Raw genomic sequence first — 17,414 nt, 5'->3', positions numbered from 1 at the left:
GGCGGCCGGGCGGAGAGGCGCGCTCCTATCGGAGCCCGCGGTACAGAATGTATCCGACGAACGCGGTGAGATACGCGAGCACGAGCGCCTCCGTGAAGGCGTTCCGATGGACGAGAGCGACGACGACGACGACGAGCGGGCCGACGAGCAGGAGGGTATCGAACACGCCGTCGTCCGCACCCGCGTCCCGAACGTGTCCGACGAGCGGTAGCTGACGCGGCCTCATTCGTAGACCCCCCGTCGGGTGAACAGCGCCCGCAGCGTGACCAGGATAGGGATTATCTCCAGTCGGCCGACCCACATGTTGAACAGAAGCAGTATCTTGCCGGCCGTCGGCAGCGATGTCGGCCCGGTGATGCCCGTCGAGAGCCCGACGTTCCCCTGGGCGCTCGCTACCTCGAGGAGGACGTTCGCCAGCGAGTACTCGCCGGGTGGCAGGAGGACGAGCAACCCGAACACGCCGACGACGAGGAACGCCCCCCACAGCACCGAGATGATGGCCGCCTCGGACACCTCCTGTCGGGCCTCCGTCTCGCTCAGGCGCCGTCCGTTCATCTTCAGCCGACGGACGGCGCTGTCCGGATAGAAGACGTCCGTAATCTGATACCGGATTCCTTTCACCAGCGTCAGCGCCCGGATGAGTTTGACCCCACCGACGGTCGACCCGGCGGCCCCGCCGATTACCATCCCGAACGTGACCGTGAGCTTTGCCGTCGTGGGCCACTTCCCCAGCGCCACGTTCGTCGCGTCGACGGCCGTCTGGAAGCCGGTACAGCTGGCCGCCGAGACGAACTGGAAGACCCCGTACCGGAACGCGGCGAACGGGGTCTGGTACGGGCCGGTGAGATACAGCAGCGCCCACAGGAGCAGCGAGCCCGCGCCCATGTAGAGAAACACCCACCGCGTCTGCAGGTCGGCGTACAGCTTCCGCAGGTCACCACGGAGCACGAGATAGTGGACGGGAAAGGCGATGCTCCCGAGTATCATCACCGGAAGGAGCGTGAAATCGATGGCGACGCTGTCGTAGGTCGCTATCGAGTTGTCGGTGACCGAGAACCCCCCGGTCGACAGCCCCGTCATGGCGTGGTTGATAGCGGCCCACATCGGCATGCCGGCGAGCCACAGCGCCAGAATCGAAGCGAACGTGAACAGGAGGAATATCCACCATATCGTCCGCACCGTCGAGACGATGCTGGGATGGATCTTCTCGGAGCGAGCCTCGCTCTCGTAGAGCGTGAGCGAGCCGCTACCGGGACGGGAGAGGACGGCAGTCGTCAGGACGATGACGCCGACGCCGCCGACCCACTCGGTGAACGTCCGCCACCACTGGAGCGTCCGCGGGAGCACCTGCTCGTGGTCCGCCATCGTGAGTCCCGTCCCGGTGAACCCGCTCATACTCTCGAAGACGCCGTTGAGAGGGTTGGTAAACGCCGCCAGCGTCGCCGTCTGGGCCGGCGTCGCGAGGACGGCCGGGTCGAGCTGTACCGTCCACGCGATCAGTGTGAACGGGAGTGACCCGAAGATGCCGACCAGGAACCACCCCGACGCGGCGACGACCATGCCGTGGAGCTTCCCCGGACTGGGCGCGTCGCGATACACGGTGGCGAGCAGCCGACCGATTCCGAGCGGCGCCGCCGCCGAGACGAGCAGCGCCGGAATCGCGTAGTACTCGCCCCACACGAGCGGGACGGCGACCGAAGCGAGGAGGAGCCCCCCTAGCGCCTCGAGTATCCGACCGACGTCCCGCCCGACCGTCGCCGTCGTGTCGCTCATGTCAGTGCCCTCCGGGGCACCGACTCGGTACGTGGCACACGGAGTCACCCCGCGTGGTCCTCGTAGTGACCGAAGACGTCGGTAACGTCCGGGCGCGCGCCGACCGCGGAGTAGACGATGAGGAGGTCACCGGCCTCGATGTTGGTGTTACCGCGCGGGGTGATCGGCTCCGACTCTTCCGGCCGGTCGATGGCGACGACGAGGATTTCCTCGGGGAGAATACCCGCCTCGTCGGCTTCTCGAAGTGTCCTGCCGACGATGGGCGCGCTGTCGGTGACTTCGATTTCGAAGACCTCGGCCCGCTCGCCGATTCGCATGAAATCGACGATCGACGGCCGCTTGACCGCCCGATACAGGTACTCCGCGATGAGCTGCTGGGGGTTCTCCATGGTGTTGACGCCGATCTGACGGAAGACGTTCTTGTGTGCCGGGTTGTGGACGACCGAGAGGATGCCCGGGATGTCGAACTCCTTCGCGAGGAGACAGACCATGATGTTGGTCGCGTCCTGGTCGGTCGTCGAGATGACGGCGTCCGCCTGCTCGGCGCCGGCGTCCGCGAGCGACTCTTTGACCGTCGCGTCCGTGTTGAGCACGAGACAGTCGTACCGGTCCGCGATCTGATTCGCACGGGCGGCGTCGTGTTCGATGACAGCGACTTCGTTGCCGCCCCGCGTGGCGATGTCGATAAGCGGCGTTCCGATGTCACCCGCACCGACGACGATGATGTACATACTTACTCCCCCCGTGTCGGGCCGCTCCCACAGCGGGGACAGTTGTCGTCCGGTCCGACCACGGCGCCACATTCGTCACACTCCATTGTGTCCCTGACCGCGCCGAGGTACGCCCAGTGGAGCTGTTCGTCGCCGTCTAGCGTCCGCTCTCGCTGGACGAGATAGAGTGCTGTCCGCGACGTGCCGTTCTCGGCCGCGGTCTCCTCCGACCGCGTCCAGACGAGTGTGTACAGGTCCCGCCTCGCGACGTCGACGACCGTCCGCGCGGTGTCCGCCCTGACTGCCGCCTCGGTCGGCGGGCCGGCGTGGGCGAGTCGTTCGTCGACGTAGTCGCTCACCGCTCGGAGTTGCTGTGTGTCGAGCGCGTCGAGGCGTTCGACGAGTTCGACGGGGAGGCGGTCTGCGGGCGGGATATCGTCGGCGACGTTATCCATAGATACTGCGACCTCCAGAGATGTATGCTCGGTTCCACGGCGAGCGAGCCCGGCGGTACATAGCTACACATTTAGAACGATACCGTAAATATATCTAGCTTTCAGTACTGATGCGTTTGTTAGTTTGTCGCAATTGTTGTTATCGTTTATCTCTGTCGAAGGCGACATACTCGGACTGTCGTGACAGTTCTCGCGTCAGGAGGGGCCCGTGCATCCGACGAGGGGCGTCTCACCCGGCCGAACCCCAAACACGATTTAAGTGGCCGTACGGGAATGTTGGGGACGTATAAAAATGGGAATTCAAATCGATACCGTCGACGAGCGCATCCTCTACTATCTCACCGAGGAAGCCCGTCACACGTCCGCACCGGATATCGCCGAGCAGGTGAACAGGTCGGCCCCGACCGTTCGCAACCGTATCCGTCGGCTCGAAGAGGCGGGGGTCATCAGCGGCTACCACGCCCACGTCGAGTACGAGCGGGTCGACGGTCGGTTGACCGACCTGCTCGTCTGTAGCACCTCGGCGACAGAGCGACAGGAACTCGCTCAGCGCGTCCTCGACGTCGCCGGGGTCGTGAACGTCCGCGAGATAATGTCCGGGAAGGGGAACCTCCACATCAAGGTCGTCGGTGAAGATACGGACGACCTCACGCGAATCGCACAGGACATCGCGGCGCTCGGCATCGAAATCGACGACGAGGACCTCGTCCACCGGGAGTACTTCCGGCCCTACGCGCAGTTTGGCTCCCGCGAGCAGGAACCGATTTCACCGGTCACCGGCGTCTCGGGTATCGCCGGCGACGCGGACGTACTGGAACTCGTGGTCGGCGACGCGGCCCAGGTAGCGGGGATGACACTCGAAGAGGCGAACGAGGAGGGGGTGATTCCCTCGGACGTACTGGTCGTCCGTATCGACCGAGACGACGAGGCCATCACGCCAGCGGGGGCGACACAGATACGGGCCAACGACTTCGTCACTATCCACTCGCGGTCGGGTATCGACGAAGCGACGCTGGAAGCGTTTCGCTGAACGGCGTCTCGCCACGGCCACGGGCGACGCTACCGGGGTGATAGCCGCTGTCGGGCACCCCGGCCCGCACGCTGTCGGCTACGGCGAGGCCGTCCGGGACCGGCTACGCGTCGCTCCCGTTTCCGCCGCCGTCGGCCGCGGCCTCCGCGCTCACCGATTCGGAGCCCCAGGCCATCCCGGCACTGAGCAGCGTCACGCCGTCGGCCGTCGTAATCGTGACCGACGCCGGACTGTCGAAGGACGCCGTCGCGTCGGCGGCCGGTCGGTCGTCGCTCACCACGAGCGAGCCGTCCGACGCCGCGAAGTAGGCGTACCGGGTGTCGCCGGCTTCGAACGGCGCGTCGAACGTGACGGTGCCGGCGGTGTCGTTCACGGTGAACCGGAGCGTCGAGTTCCCCGGGACCGTGTCGCCCCCGTCGTGGTCGAGACGGAGGTACGAGTCGTTCACCACGTCCGTCGTGAGGTCGGCGTGCAGGTCGGCCGTCGGCGGCACGTCGGCGAGCCAGTCGGGGGTGGGGACCCGGTCGACGGCGGCGTCACGTCGTTCGTACGCGTAGGTAACCGCCGCGCCGTCTCGCTCGCCGGTGAGCGTGAGGTTCCGGACCCCGCCGTCCGCCGCCACCACCAGGCGAGCGCGCTGTGGCGTCGCGTCGTCGAGGACGTCGTCCAGCGGCGCGTCGAACTCGTCGGCGGTCAACACGACGGTCGCCGAGCCGGTCGACTCGTTGGCGACGGTGAAGTTTCCGGCGGCCAGCACGGTTTCGAGCGACGAGTTGACGCCGTCGAGGGGTCGGAAGGCCTGCTCGACGACGCGGTAGCGGGTCTCGCCGCCGCTGTCCACCCGCACGTAGGTCGCCGAGTCGTTGGCGTAGTACGCGACGGTGGACTCGTTGTCGCCGGCCGACATCGTCCGCGAGAACTCGGCGGTGCCGTCGGCGGCCACCGTCAGCAGCGCCGTCTCCTCGCTGTCGCCGTTCGTCCGCGTGATTCGAACCGTCGCGCCGCCGTCGACGATACCGGCCCCGTTGGCCGTCGCGAGCGCCGTGGCGTTCGTCAGTGTCCCGTCCGAGACACCGGGTATCTGGTTGGGTGCGACGGTGCTGTTGTCGGGCGGGACGCCGGTCGGCTCCGCCGTCGGTGTGCCCGGGTTCTGGACGCCGGAACAGCCGGCTATCGTCACCGAGACGACGACGAGGAGGAGCAGCGATGTACGTGCCATCACGCATACTGTCAGTTGGGTATAAAATAACGGTTCGGGAGACTCAAACGGCGCTTTGTCCGTGACCGACTGGCACGGAACGCGTAGACGACACGGTCGCAACTGCAGCGTCGGCAGACCGCCGGGAACGGCGGGCCCGTGAGCACCAGTGGTATCCCTTCGCCGCCGAAACGACTCGTATGCCCACCGAGAGAGAACGGATGCTCGCCGGCGAGCTGTACGACCCGCGGGACCCCGAACTCGTCGCCGAACGCGAACGGGCCAGGGAACTCGTCCAGTTGTACAATCGCACGGGTGCGACCGACCGCGAGAGTCGACGGCTGCTCCTCTCCGAACTGTTCGGCGCCGTCGGCGAGCGCCCGACCGTCGAGCCCCCGTTCCGGTGTGACTACGGCGAGCAACTCAGCGTCGGCGACGACTTCTTCGCGAACTTCGGCTGTGTCTTTCTCGACGTCTGCCCGATAGCGTTCGGCGACCGCTGTCTGCTGGGGCCGTCCGTCCACGTCTACGCGGCGACCCACCCACTGGACGCGGAGACGCGAGCAGCGGGGAGAGAGTGTGGCGAGCCCGTCACCGTCGGCGACGACGTCTGGATTGGCGGGCAGGCGGTCCTCAACCCGGGCGTCGATATCGGCGACCGCGCAGTGGTGGCCTCGGGGGCCGTCGTCACCGACGACGTGCCCGCCGACGCCGTCGTGGGCGGCAACCCGGCGACGGTCGTGAGAGAACTCGACTAGGGATTGGAGACGCGCGGTCGACGGCCAGAACGGCACCCGTAGGCTGATATAGACAGTTCCAGTACGGGACGTATGAACGGTCGCGGACAGTCGACCGAGGGGGCGAGATACCGTGCAACGACCGACGAGGGCTATCTCTCGCTGAACCGTCGCTGTCCCGGTCCGGCTGCGGTTTACGAGGACGAACGCACGTGGCTGAAACAACGACACGGCAGGTAGTGGACATGGAGCGTCGACAGCTGAGTGGCGGACTCATCGCGCTGCTGGGCAGCGGCCTCGCCGTGTTCCTGCTCGTGGACGCGGCGATAACCTCTGAGTCGGTGTACTGGACCGTCCAGGCGTATCCGATTGCCCTCTCGCTCATGCTCGCGGGCACCGGCGTGTTGCTGGCTCACGGTCGGCTCATCGAGGCGCGGTACCTCCCGCGACTGCTGGCGTGGATGGCAGGCGGCGTGGTGTCGCTCTCGGTCCTCGCCGCGTATCTCTACGGCCTGGCAATCGTGTTCGCCGGCAACGAGTTGCTGAGCAGGCCGGTCGGGGGGATTACCATCACCACGTTCGGCGCGCTCGTCGGCGCCATCGTCGGCGTCTACGACGCCCGCGCCGCGGAGCGAAAGCGTGCGCTAGAGGCGGTCGGGCAACTCAACGAGACGCTTCGAATCGCGACGGGAGAGCTGGTCGAACAGCACGACCGGAGGGCGCTCGAACGGGCGGTCTGTGGCCGGCTGACCGAATCGACGGCCTACGAGACGGCGTGGGTCGGGCGGTACCACGCGGCGGAGACACACGTGCGGGTGGTAGCGTCGGCTGGCCCCGGTGGCGCCGCGCTGGACGGGCTCGAACTCCCCGTCGGACCGGAGACAGCGTCCACCGCGGCAGTCGAGACGGGGACCGTACAGGTCGTCACGGACGTGCGAGCGGACGACGTGATAGGGACGGCGCGGGAGGCGCTCGAAGCGGGCGGCGTCGAGTCGCTGGCGGTCGTCCCCATCGTCGGGACCGACGACGTCCACGGACTGCTCGGGGTCGGAGCGAGCGACGGTGACTTCGACACGCAGGAACTGGCGGTGCTTGGCGAACTCGGGGAGACGGTCGGACACGCCATCGACTCGATTCGGGCCAGAGAGGGATTGCAGCGACGCGAGCAGGAACTGGTAGCCCACAACGAGCGCCTCGATAAGTTCGCGAGCGTGGTCAGCCACGACCTCCGGAACCCGCTTGAGGTGATTCTCGGTCGGGTGGCGTATCTGCGAGAGCGCGAGGAGAGCGAGCATCTCGCCGCAGTCGAGCGGTCCGGGCGGCGGATGGAAGCCATCATCGCGGACTTGCTGGCGCTGTCACGGTCCGGGCAGTCGGTCGACGAGCGCGCGCCCGTGGCCCTCACGACGGCGGCGCGGGACGGCTGGGCGACCGTCGAGACGGACGGGGCGACACTCGACGTAGACGTCCCCGGAACCGTCACGGTCGAGGCCGACCGCACCCGACTGTTGCGGCTCTTCGAGAACCTCTTTCGCAACGCAATCGAACACGGGTCCACGGACGGTCGACCCCTGACCGTCCGCGTCTCCGTCGTCGAGACGGCACCGGGCGGCGGTATCGCCGGCTTCGCCGTCGAAGACGACGGCGTCGGTATCCCGCCCGAGGCGCGGGCCGAGGTTTTCGACCACGGCTACACGACGAACGCGGACGGGACCGGCTTTGGCCTCTCCATCGTCGAGGAAATCGTCGGTGCCCACGGCTGGGAGATATCGGTCGCGACGAGCGAACTGGGCGGGGCCCGGTTCGAGATACGGACCCAGTAGGCGGGAGCGGGGGCCGTGGGACGACGACAGCTCCGAGGTGCGGGCACGTGAGCGAGCGACACCGCCGGCGGTCACGGCGACGGGGGACGGCTTTTCAGCGCGGGCCGGGAAACAACTCGTATGCACTCACCACGGCGACTCGCCGGTGTGGGACTCGCGATGGCGGGCGCCGCCGTCGCCGTCCGACGCGTGCGGGCGCGCCGGTCGAGGCAGCGAGTGGCCACACTCCGGCGGTCGGCGGCCACCGGGCGCGAGGCGACGTTTTCGCCCGACTCGGTCGCGGCCCTCCCCGGCCCCGTTCGCCGGTATCTGACGGCGGCGATTCCCGACGGGCGGCCCCTCGTCGACACGGCACGCGTCGAGCAGACGGGGCAGTTGCGCACCGGCGACGCGTCGTCGCGGTGGCGCCCCTTCCGGGCGACCCACCACGTCACGGTCGACCCGCCCGGCTTCCTGTGGGACGCGCGGGTGCGCCTCGCACCGCTCGCGGACGTCTGGGTCCGCGACTCGCTGCGCGACGGCGAGGGGTCGGCGGCCGTCTCGCTGTGGGGTGTCCTCCCAATCGACAGCGCCGGGACGAGTCCGGAACTGGTCGAGGCCGACCTCCAGCGCTACCTCGCCGAGGCGGTCTGGTATCCGACGGCGCTGCTCCCCGGCGAGGGCGTTCGCTGGGAGCCAATCGACGACCGGACGGCCGAGGCGACCGTCGAACGCGCCGGCGTCACGGCCTCGCTGACGTTCACGTTCGACGACGGACGAGTGACGGAAGTTCACGGCGAGCGCTACCGGCGCGTGGGCGACGGGTTCGAGCGGACGCCCTGGACCGGGCGCTGGAGCGACTACGAACGCCGCGACGGGCTGGTGGTTCCACGGACGGGTGAGGTCATCTGGGGGCTCCCGGCGGGCGACCTGCGGGCCTGGCGGGGCCGCGTGACCGATATCGAGTACGACGAGTGAGCGGACCGGTCACAGCCAGGCCCGCTCTCCGTCGGCGAGGGCGTCGCTGGCGAGCGACGCGACGTACGTCGCCGTGAACCCCAGCGCGTACGCCAGCAGGTGGGTGTAGGTGTCGACGACGGTCCGCTGTGGGACGATATCGGGCGGGAACATGGCGAGGGGGAAGGTGACGAACACGACCAGCGCGACGACGAACAGTTCGGCGTAGCCCGAGGCGCGCCAGGCGAGCGACAGCGTCGTTCGCAACTCGTCGTCCTCGTCGATGATGGCGAGCCCGTACCACGCCAGGACGAGCGCGATGACGACCACCAGCCCGGCCGACCCCAGCAGGACCGTCCCGTCCGAGAGCGACGGCCACACGCCGAGGACGGTGACGATACCCAGCCCCAGGAAAAACAGCAGCGGCGCGGCGTTGCGCTCCGCGTCGAGGTGGAACTGCTCCGTGACGAAGTCGCTCAGCGCGAGGGGGAGGTAGCCATAGAGCGCGAGCAACACCCCCGAAAAGCCGAGGCCGACTCCCTGACGGACGAACAGCAGTCCGAAACCCGCAAGCAGGAACGGAAAGACGGTGAGATAGGTGAACAGGGCGACGTAGAGCCGGGTCCGGTAGCCACACAGGAGCGTCGTCGCGAACGTCACGGAGCCGACGAGGAGGTAGCCGAGCAGGTTGACCGCGAGGTGTGCCGCCGTCGTGTGGACGTACGCGCTCGCGAACGCCGACAGCAGCGACGGGTCGGCGTACTCGAATGCGAGCGCCTGTCGCGTCGACACCGGGAGGAGGAACGCTGCGAGGAGGACACAGGGGACGACGGCGAGTACCGCGAGGTCCCGGCCCTCGACCCGCTGTCGGAGGGCGCGTCCGAACGGCGGCCGGTCGAGGCTCATCTATCCCACGGGTGGCACTCCAGCGGCGTCAATCCTCCTGTCGGAGGCAGGGTCACTCCGCGGCGGTCGTCAGCGTCGCCTCGACGTCCTCGCCCGCCCGGAAGTCGGCCTCGAACGTGACGCTGACCGAGCGCCGTTCCTTCGGGCCGAGGCGGACCGCCCCGTCAGAGAGCGCGTCGCTCCCGGCGAGCAGCGCGACGCGTGGCGTCTCGATACCGCTGGCGGTGACGGCGACGGTATCGACGCCACCGTTGACGACCTCGAAGACGTCCGCGAAGTGCGCCGAGTTCGCGTCGGTCGGGCCGACGCCGTCGCCGTCCCGCTCGAACGCGACGTGGAGCCCGGCGGCCGGTTCGGGGCGGCGCTCGGACGGTTCGAGGACCACCTGCGCGTCGAACAGGTTCGCGGCGCCGGCGCCGTCGGTGACGGCTCGCTCCGGCGGCGCGTCCTCGCGGTCGGCGGTCGACGCGGCGTCGGGCCGGCGAAGCCGCGTCACGGTGACGCCGTCGGTGCCCTCACCGGGTTCGAGGCGAAGCGCCGGGTCGGTGGCGGTAAGCGAGAGCGTCGTGTCCCGTCTGCGCCGCCGGGCGACGGCCAACAGCCCGGCGAGCAGGCCGGCGAGGCCGACGATTCCGCCGAGGACGGAGAGGTTCCCCCCGAACTGGAACTCGTCCGCGCTGGGCGCTGCGTCGCCGGACCCGCTCCCGGCTGCCGCGACGGGCGTACTGGTCGCCGTCGAGCCGTCGGTCGCGCTCGGGGCGCTGTCGCCGGTCGGCCCGTCGTCGGTGGACGTGTCGTCCTCGGCGTCGTCACCGTCGGTCACACCGCCCTCGCTGTCACCCGAGGGGCCGTCGCTCCCGCCCGACGGCTCGCTGTCGTCGGAGCTGTCACCGTCGCCGGAACCGCCGTCGGTCGACGTGCCGCCGGAGGCACCTCCGGTCGCGGTCGTCGCGCTCCCGCCGGTGGACCCGCCGCTTCCGGCGGACGGGCCGTCGGTACTGCTCGGTGAGGCCGTGCTTCCGGCGGTCAAGCTGTCGCCGGAACTCCCGTCAGTCGAGGTGTCAGCACCGGAACCGTCACCGGCACTTCCGCCGCTCGACGTGTCACCGGCGCTTCCGCCGCTCGACGTGTCACCGGCACTTCCGCCGCTCGACGTGTCACCGGCGCTTCCCCCACTCGACGTGTCACCGGCGCTTCCGCCGCTGTCGGTCGAGTCGCCCGACCCGGCCGTCGGGCCGGTGATAACGAACTGCGAGAAGCCCGGCGTCTCGACGCGGTAGTGGTAGTGACCCGCCGTCGTGCGGACCAGTTCGGTGTCGATACGGTTCCACTGGCCCTCGGTCGTGTTGTACCGGTGTAACGCGACCGCCGCGGGGTCGGTGCCCTCGTCTAGGGCGTCCCGGTCGACCCGGAAGACGATGGCGGTGTCGTCGAAATCCGAGTTCGGGATCGAGTGGGTGAGTTCGATATGCTGGAGTGCGATTTCGCCGTCGGCCACGCTGAACTCGGGCGCTCGGGCGATGGGGTCGGCCGACTGCGTGAGGTTCATCAGGAAGTCGCCGCCGGGAATCGCCGTCATCTCCAGGCGGTCGACGGTGACGGCGTGGTCTCGGGTCGACACCTGGGAGACGTTGACGGCGAACCAGCCGCCCGGGACGGCGTTGTTCACGTCGACGTTGACCGTGTTCTCGGCCGTCGCGTCCGTGTCGACGCCCTGGACGACGACGTACGAGCGCGTGTTCGAGAGCCAGACCGATATCTGCGAGCGGTTCGCCGCGTTGCTGAATATCTGGAGCTGTGCGCTCCGGTTACCGTCCGTAATCGGGGTGAACGCGACTTCGATGTCGCGGGACTCGCCGGGCGCCAGGGTAAAGGGCGCCCCGCCGCGGGCGACGGCGAACTCGTCGGGGTCCTCCCCGACGATGGGGAGGTCGGTCACCGTCAGGTTCGTCCGCGACTGGACGAGGTTCCGGACGGTGACGTTCATGTAGACCGTCTGTCCGGCCGAGACGGCGTCGAACTGGAGGCGGTCCACGTCGATGCCAATCGTCGGTCTGACGGCCGAGCCCGAAAGCGTCAGGAGCGTCGTCGCGGCGTCGGCGGCCAGCGCCGCGTCGAACTCGCCGTGGACGGTCGGTTCGAACGTCAGCAAGAGCTGACGTGACTCTCCGGGAGCGACGACGAGCGAGTCGTTGGCGACGGCGAACTGGTCCGCATCCGTCCCGGTGATGCTGAGGTTCGAGAGTTCCCCGGCGTCGGTACCGGTGTTGGTCACGTCGACGGTCACGGTGGCCCGGTCGCCCGCGCCGACGGGCGAGAACTGGACGGCCGACTCCGAGAGCGTCAGCGACGGGCCGTCGGTCGGCGTGTCGCTGTCGTCTTCGGGGTCGGTGCCGGCGTCGGATTCGTCGTCGTTGCTGGCGCCGTCGCCGTCCGTGTCGTTCGACCCGTCGTCGTTCTCGGCGTCCCGTTCGTCGGGAACGCCGTCGTCGTCGCTATCGGTTTCGTCGGACTCCACGGCGTCGATGTCGCCGTCGCCGTCGGTATCGGTCGGGTCAGTGGTGTCCGCACCGACTTCCTCGCCGTCACTTTCTCCGTCACCGTCCGTGTCCGCGTCGGTCGGGTCGGTCCCGAGGTCGGCCTCCTGCTCGTCCGTCAGCCCGTCGCCGTCGTCGTCATCGTCGAGCGCATCCGGGGTGCCGTCCCCGTCCGTGTCGGTCGGCGTGTCGCCGTCGTCTTCGGGGTCAGTTCCGGCCGCGGTCTCGTCCTCGTTGCTGACACCGTCGCCGTCGCTGTCGTTCGACCCGTCGTCATCGTCGGCGTCGCGCTCGTCGACCACGCCGTCGTCGTCACTGTCCTCGTCGTCCGGTTCGAGCGCGTCGATGTCGCCATCTCCGTCCGTATCGACCGGCGCGTCGGTGTCGTCGCCGACCTCCTCACCGTCGGATTCGCCGTCGTCGTCCGTATCGCCGTTCGTCGGGTGGGTGCCGAGGTCGTCCTCTTGCTCGTCTGTCAGCCCGTCGCCGTCGGCGTCGGTCTCCGGCGCACCGTCGCCGTCCTCGACACCGTCTTCGTCCTCGGGCTGGAGCGGTGCGTCGTCGTCCGCGTCGGGAACGCCGTCGCCGTCGTCGTCATCGTCGAGTTCGTCCGGGGTGCCGTCCCCGTCCGTATCGGTCGGCGTCTCGCCGTCGTCCTCGGGGTCGGTGCCGACGTCGCTCTCGTCCTCGTTGCTGATGCCGTCGCCGTCGCTGTCGTTCGACGGGTCGTCATCGTCGGCGTCGCGCTCGTCGGGGACGCCATCGCCGTCGGCGTCCTCCTCGTCGGACTCCACGGCGTCGATGTCGCCGTCACCGTCCGTGTCGGTCGGCTCGTCGGTGTCGTCGCCGACCTCCTCGCCGTCTGTCTCGCCGTCCCCATCGGTGTCGTCGTCGGTCGGGTCGGTGCCGATGTCGGCCTCCTGCTCGTCCGTCAGCCCGTCGCCGTCGCTGTCCGTGGGGCCGTCCTCTTCCCCGGAGTCCTCACCATCGTCCTCTTCCCCGGAGTCCTCACCATCGTCCTCTTCCCCGGAGTCCTCACCATCGTCATCTTCCCCGGAGTCCTCACCATCGTCATCTTCCCCGGAGTCCTCACCATCGTCATCTTCCCCGGAGTCCTCACCATCGTCATCTTCCCCGGAGTCCTCACCATCGTCCTCTTCCCCGGAGTCCTCACCATCGTCCTCTTCCCCGGAGTCCTCATCGGCGGGGGTATCGTCGGGGTCCTCCGGGTCGGTCCCGGCGTCGGATTCGTCGTCGTTGCTGACGCCATCCCCGTCCGTGTCGTTCGAACCGTCGTCGTTCTCGGCGTCGCGCTCGTCGACCACGCCGTCGCCGTCAGCGTCGTCCTCGTCGGACTCCACGGCGTCGACATCGCCGTCCCCGTCGGTGTCAGTCGGCGCGTCGACATCGTCGCCGACCTCCTCGCCGTCGGATTCGCCATCCCCGTCCGTGTCCGCGTCCGTCGGGTCCGTGCCAGCGTCCACTTCCGCGCCGTCAGTGAGCCCGTCACCGTCGCTGTCCTCGTCTGTCGGGTCGGTCCCTAGCTCGTCCTCGCGGTCATCGGAGACGCCGTCGCCGTCGTCGTCGGGGTCGTTGCCGTCGAAGGTTCCGTCCCCGTCGGTGTCGGTCGGCGTGTCGCCGCCGTCTTCCGGGTCGGTTCCCGCGGCGGTCTCCTCCTGGTTGCTGACACCATCGCCGTCCGTGTCGTTCGAACCGTCGTCGTTCTCGGCGTCCCGTTCGTCGGGAACGCCGTCGTCGTCGCTATCGGTCTCGTCGGACTCCACGGCGTCGATGTCGCCGTCGCCGTCGGTATCGGTCGGGTCAGTGGCCTCATCACCGACTTCCTCTCCGTCGGACTCACCGTCGTCGTCCGTGTCGTCGTCGCTCGGGTCGGTACCGAGGGCGTCCTCCTGCTCGTCAGTCAGTCCGTCGTCGTCGCTGTCCGTGAAATCGTCCTCGTCTTGACCATCGTCTGACTCCTCACCATCGTCTGACTCCTCACCATCGTCTGACTCCTCACCATCGTCTGACTCCTCACCATCGTCTGACTCCTCACCATCGTCTGACTCCTCACCATCGTCTTCGGGAGTGTCGTCCGGGTCGTCTGGGTCCGTACCGGCGTCGGTCTCGTCGTCGTTGCTGACGCCGTCCCCGTCGCTATCGTTCGCGCCGTCGTCGTCGCTGTCACCGACCTGGATGGCCGCGTCGAAGTCCCAGTCCCCGCCGTCCTGTTTGGGCTTGCACGAGCGCCCCTGTGAAACGTCGATACGCAGCGTGTCGCCGTCGCTGACCACGACGGTGAACGTGTCCCCGACCCGCTGATTGGCCCCCGAGTCCTGTACGGTGCCGCCCTCGATGTCACAGACGAAGATGCCGTCGTTGTTGCCCGGATTGCCCGTGACTTCGAGGTCGATTTCCGCACCGGCAGTTATCGCGTCGTCGCCCTGCTGTTCGAGAGCCAGTCCTCCCTGTGCTGCTCCGGCGGTCATCGGCACCCACGCGAACGTAGCGACGACGACCAGTATCGACAGCGCGACCGCTCGTGCCGAGCGAGAGAGGGTTACAGCCTCACTTCGTTGCATAACGCCTCCCCACCACGGCAACTAGCCCGAATCTGCCCCAGAGATAGGTACCCCATTAATATAGACCACGTACCAACAAAACATAAATTCGTGCCACCGTTATCTCCCTGTGAGAGAGCCTCGTATTGCGTAATTCGATTTGTCAGCGAAGCGGGTGACCCGGGAGTTCGACCCGTGTCGAGCGCCGGTCGCTCAGGCCGACTCGACACTGCCGGCCCGACGGAGGACCCAGACGGCGGCGGCGCCAGCGAGGCGGTTCAGGGAGGCGAGCACCGCGATGGAGCGGACGAGCGTGTCGTAGAGGCCGCCGAAACGGGTCACGTCGAGGACGGTCAGCACGTCCTCGCCCAGCACGAGCGAAACCTACGTCGCCAAACACCGCGCTGGCGAACGCCCCGGACATCGAGGAGGCCCGGGTGCTCGAACTGAACACCACGGTCGACGGCATCGAGACGATGCTGTTCGACGTCATCCACCGGGGCGACCGGCTGTCGGGGTTCGTGGTCCGAACGCCAATTGTCTACCGCGACGCGGCCGAGGTCATCCAGTAACGGCCGACTGCCGTTCGAAGAGATACGAACGGCGTATGTCTGCGCCGAAATCGGGCGAGGCGACGGATACGGACCCAACAACGGCCGCCCGGACGGGACGGCGAGGCCCCGGTCGTCGCCCCCGTGAGACGGTGGCGCTCTGACCGACGAGCGGTGAGGCTACTCGCCGCCCGCGACGGTCTCGGAACCGACGCCATAGCCGCGGGCTGCCAGGGCGCGCTCGAACGGCGCGGCCTCGAACAGTTGGTGGCTGTGAGCTACGCCCGCGGGGTGGTCGGCGGCGAGTAGCCGCTCCGTGACCGCGGCCGCGACCACGGCCGTCGCCCGCCCCTGGTCGTGGCCCCGGATCCACCGGCGGACGGTGCGGGCCTCTCCCTCTCGCCGTCCCGTGACGGCCGCCAGCGCGACGAACGGGTCGCCGCCGACGGGGAGCCGGTCCGCGGTCGAAGCGAGGGTCTCGACCAGTCGCCGACGGTCGACCGCCCCCAGGAGCGCGTCGACCGTGCCGGTCCGCGCCGCGAGCGCCGAGAGCGCCGTGGCGAGTCGGGAGTCGTAACAGAGCCAGGTCCCCACCGACGGGATATCCATCGTTCGCGCGAGGACGTGCTGGTCGGCGAGGTCGTACCGGTAGCACCGTCGCCGTCCGTGGCCGGGCAGCGAGACGCACCACGGCTCCGAGAACGCCGCCACGGGCCGCTGTCGGCCCGCATCGCGGACCGGGAACGACCCCCGGAGCCGGTCGAGGACCCAGTCGTAGGTGTCCGCACCCACCTGTTCGCCGGTCCCGAGCAAGACGGCGAGTCGCACCGAGTCGACGCGGTCGAGTTGGGCCGCGCCGGCCGCGGCGAGCAGGTTCGTCATCCCCGGCGCGAGCCCGACGCTCAGGGCCGCCGTCGAACCGCGGTCGCTCGCCGTCCCGTCGAGTTCCTCGACGGCCCGCAGAAACGCGTCCGACGGGGAGATATCGACGTAGTCGACCCCCCGGTCCAGACAGGCGCGGGCGAAGACGGTGTCGGGTGCGGTGACACAGACGACGGCGCAGTCGACGCCGTCGAGGGCCGCGTTGTACGTCGATTCGTCGGCTACGTCGACCACGCCGGGTGCGACGCCGTCGACGCCGTCGGCGAACGCCATCGCCCGCCTGCGCGTGCGTCCGGCGGCGACGACGCGACGGTCGGTACGGGCCGCCAGTCGACGGCAGACGGTGCGGCCGACGACCCCGTAACCGCCGACGACCAGCACGGCCCCGCTCATCGGCCGGCCCGACCCACCGCGGAGTCAGTCCTCACGGACAGCCGACGATAGTGATTCATATCGCCTGCAATGAGACAGGAATATGTCGTTCTTCCGTTTCTGAAGCGGCGGCGAACGGACCGCTACCGACGCCATCGGAGTCACTCCTCCTCGCCGAGCAGCCCGACGTCGTCGAACCACCGCGTCACCGTGGTCTCCCAGACGACGTTCATCCCGACGGCGACGACGCCCGTCCCCGAAAAGTCGACCGGGTACTCGTAGCGTTTCCACCCCGCGTGGTCGCCGGTCTGCTCGCTCCGGTCGAACACCGCCTCGCGGAGCCCGCCCTCCGGCATCGGCCCGGCGTAGACGGCGAGTTCGGCCAGCGCGTTGAACGTCTGTTCCGGGCTGTAACAGTGGACGGCGAGGCGGGCCGCGTCGGCGAAGTCGACGACCTGGACGACCCAGACCGCCCCGTCGTCGGCGCTCCCGTCGACGGTCATCTCGACGCTCGACGCGCCCGTGTTGGCCCGAGCCGTCGTCGTCGACACCGAGGCGTCGACGGGCTGGCCGGGATTGCCGGGGTCCTCGGGCAGGTCCCGGCCGACCTGCCAGGCGTCCAGCCCGTTCTCGAAGGAGGTGTTCGCGAGCGTCGTAGCGGGGCCGGCGGGCGTGTCCGTCGGGTCGCTGGCGGGCGTCTCGCTCGACTGTGGGGTCCCGGCGGGGATGTCCGTCGACGCGTCGCTGGCGCCACAGCCGGCCAGCGTCGCGCTGGCGGCAGCACCCAGGGCGGCGAGGTAGGTTCGTCTGTGCACGTCGGGTACGAGACCGGGAGCGGAGAAGGAAGTTGTCTACGCTCAAACGGTGTTTTGAGCCTACTCGACGGTCGCGAGCCCGGCGTTGGGAGGCAGGCGCGGCGGAATCCGAGCCGTCCCGGGACGCT

Annotated in this window: 15 protein-coding genes; 5 read left to right on the top strand and 10 right to left on the bottom strand. The window is 68.8% G+C overall.

What is annotated here, in order from left to right; translation table 11 throughout:
• Positions 1-25 precede the first annotated feature (25 nt).
• Genes NDI86_RS10910 through NDI86_RS10895 form a run of 4 tightly spaced genes read right to left on the bottom strand, consistent with a single transcriptional unit; the run spans position 26 to position 2,938 of the window.
• Positions 26-226: a hypothetical protein gene (locus NDI86_RS10910; RefSeq protein WP_310900455.1), complete on the bottom strand. Its 201-nt coding sequence runs from the start codon at positions 224-226 to the stop codon at positions 26-28.
• Positions 223-1,773, bottom strand: coding sequence for a TrkH family potassium uptake protein (locus NDI86_RS10905; protein ID WP_310900454.1), 1,551 nt, complete (start codon positions 1,771-1,773; stop codon positions 223-225). The genes NDI86_RS10910 and NDI86_RS10905 overlap by 4 nt, the downstream gene beginning before the upstream one ends.
• A gap of 44 nt (positions 1,774-1,817) precedes the next feature.
• A complete protein-coding gene (locus NDI86_RS10900; protein WP_310900453.1) occupies positions 1,818-2,504 on the bottom strand; it encodes a potassium channel family protein in 687 nt (228 codons plus the stop codon).
• 2 nt (positions 2,505-2,506) lie between these two features.
• On the bottom strand, positions 2,507-2,938 hold the full coding sequence (locus NDI86_RS10895; protein WP_310900452.1) for a zinc ribbon domain-containing protein: 432 nt from the start codon (positions 2,936-2,938) through the stop codon (positions 2,507-2,509).
• A gap of 292 nt (positions 2,939-3,230) precedes the next feature.
• Here NDI86_RS10895 and NDI86_RS10890 point away from each other — a divergent pair, with 292 nt between their 5' ends.
• Entirely contained in the window at positions 3,231-3,968 is a 738-nt protein-coding gene (locus NDI86_RS10890; protein WP_310900451.1) for an Lrp/AsnC family transcriptional regulator, read from the top strand.
• Positions 3,969-4,071: 103 nt separating this feature from the next.
• On the opposite strand, the gene NDI86_RS10885 is transcribed toward NDI86_RS10890, so the two are convergent.
• A complete protein-coding gene (locus tag NDI86_RS10885; RefSeq protein ID WP_310900450.1) occupies positions 4,072-5,187 on the bottom strand; it encodes a hypothetical protein in 1,116 nt (371 codons plus the stop codon).
• 179 nt (positions 5,188-5,366) lie between these two features.
• Here NDI86_RS10885 and NDI86_RS10880 point away from each other — a divergent pair, with 179 nt between their 5' ends.
• The 3 genes from NDI86_RS10880 to NDI86_RS10870 all read left to right on the top strand — a co-directional run bounded on the left by NDI86_RS10880 (position 5,367) and on the right by NDI86_RS10870 (position 8,683).
• A complete protein-coding gene (locus NDI86_RS10880) occupies positions 5,367-5,924 on the top strand; it encodes a sugar O-acetyltransferase (RefSeq protein ID WP_310900449.1) in 558 nt (185 codons plus the stop codon).
• A gap of 224 nt (positions 5,925-6,148) precedes the next feature.
• Entirely contained in the window at positions 6,149-7,726 is a 1,578-nt protein-coding gene (locus NDI86_RS10875; protein ID WP_310900448.1) for a receiver/sensor box histidine kinase, read from the top strand.
• A gap of 120 nt (positions 7,727-7,846) precedes the next feature.
• Positions 7,847-8,683, top strand: a complete 837-nt coding sequence (locus NDI86_RS10870; RefSeq protein ID WP_310900447.1) for a DUF6920 family protein — start codon at positions 7,847-7,849, stop codon at positions 8,681-8,683.
• A 9-nt stretch (positions 8,684-8,692) separates the two neighbouring features.
• Here NDI86_RS10870 and NDI86_RS10865 read toward each other — a convergent pair whose 3' ends face one another.
• The 3 genes from NDI86_RS10865 to NDI86_RS10855 all read right to left on the bottom strand — a co-directional run bounded on the left by NDI86_RS10865 (position 8,693) and on the right by NDI86_RS10855 (position 15,041).
• Entirely contained in the window at positions 8,693-9,568 is an 876-nt protein-coding gene (locus NDI86_RS10865) for a hypothetical protein (protein ID WP_310900446.1), read from the bottom strand.
• A gap of 52 nt (positions 9,569-9,620) precedes the next feature.
• Positions 9,621-14,687 carry a choice-of-anchor D domain-containing protein gene (locus tag NDI86_RS10860; RefSeq protein ID WP_310900445.1) on the bottom strand — a complete coding sequence of 1,689 codons (5,067 nt, stop codon included), beginning with the start codon at positions 14,685-14,687 and terminating at the stop codon, positions 9,621-9,623.
• A 192-nt stretch (positions 14,688-14,879) separates the two neighbouring features.
• Positions 14,880-15,041 (bottom strand): hypothetical protein, encoded by a 162-nt coding sequence (locus NDI86_RS10855; protein ID WP_310900444.1) that lies wholly within the window; start codon positions 15,039-15,041, stop codon positions 14,880-14,882.
• Between the two features lie 62 nt (positions 15,042-15,103).
• On the opposite strand from NDI86_RS10855, the gene NDI86_RS10850 reads away from it, so the two are divergent.
• Positions 15,104-15,238, top strand: coding sequence for a hypothetical protein (locus NDI86_RS10850; protein WP_310900443.1), 135 nt, complete (start codon positions 15,104-15,106; stop codon positions 15,236-15,238).
• A 159-nt stretch (positions 15,239-15,397) separates the two neighbouring features.
• On the opposite strand, the gene NDI86_RS10845 is transcribed toward NDI86_RS10850, so the two are convergent.
• Both NDI86_RS10845 and NDI86_RS10840 read right to left on the bottom strand, forming a co-directional pair.
• Positions 15,398-16,492, bottom strand: coding sequence for a saccharopine dehydrogenase family protein (locus tag NDI86_RS10845; RefSeq protein ID WP_310900442.1), 1,095 nt, complete (start codon positions 16,490-16,492; stop codon positions 15,398-15,400).
• Positions 16,493-16,632: 140 nt separating this feature from the next.
• Complete coding sequence (locus NDI86_RS10840) at positions 16,633-17,286, bottom strand: hypothetical protein (protein ID WP_310900441.1); 654 nt, start codon at positions 17,284-17,286, stop codon at positions 16,633-16,635.
• Between the last annotated feature and the right edge of the window lie 128 nt (positions 17,287-17,414).

The sequence above is a fragment of the Haloarcula onubensis genome, assembly GCF_031624605.1.
In the GTDB taxonomy this organism is placed as follows: domain Archaea; phylum Halobacteriota; class Halobacteria; order Halobacteriales; family Haloarculaceae; genus Haloarcula; species Haloarcula onubensis.
This window is presented reverse-complemented; position numbering and strand designations above follow the sequence as displayed.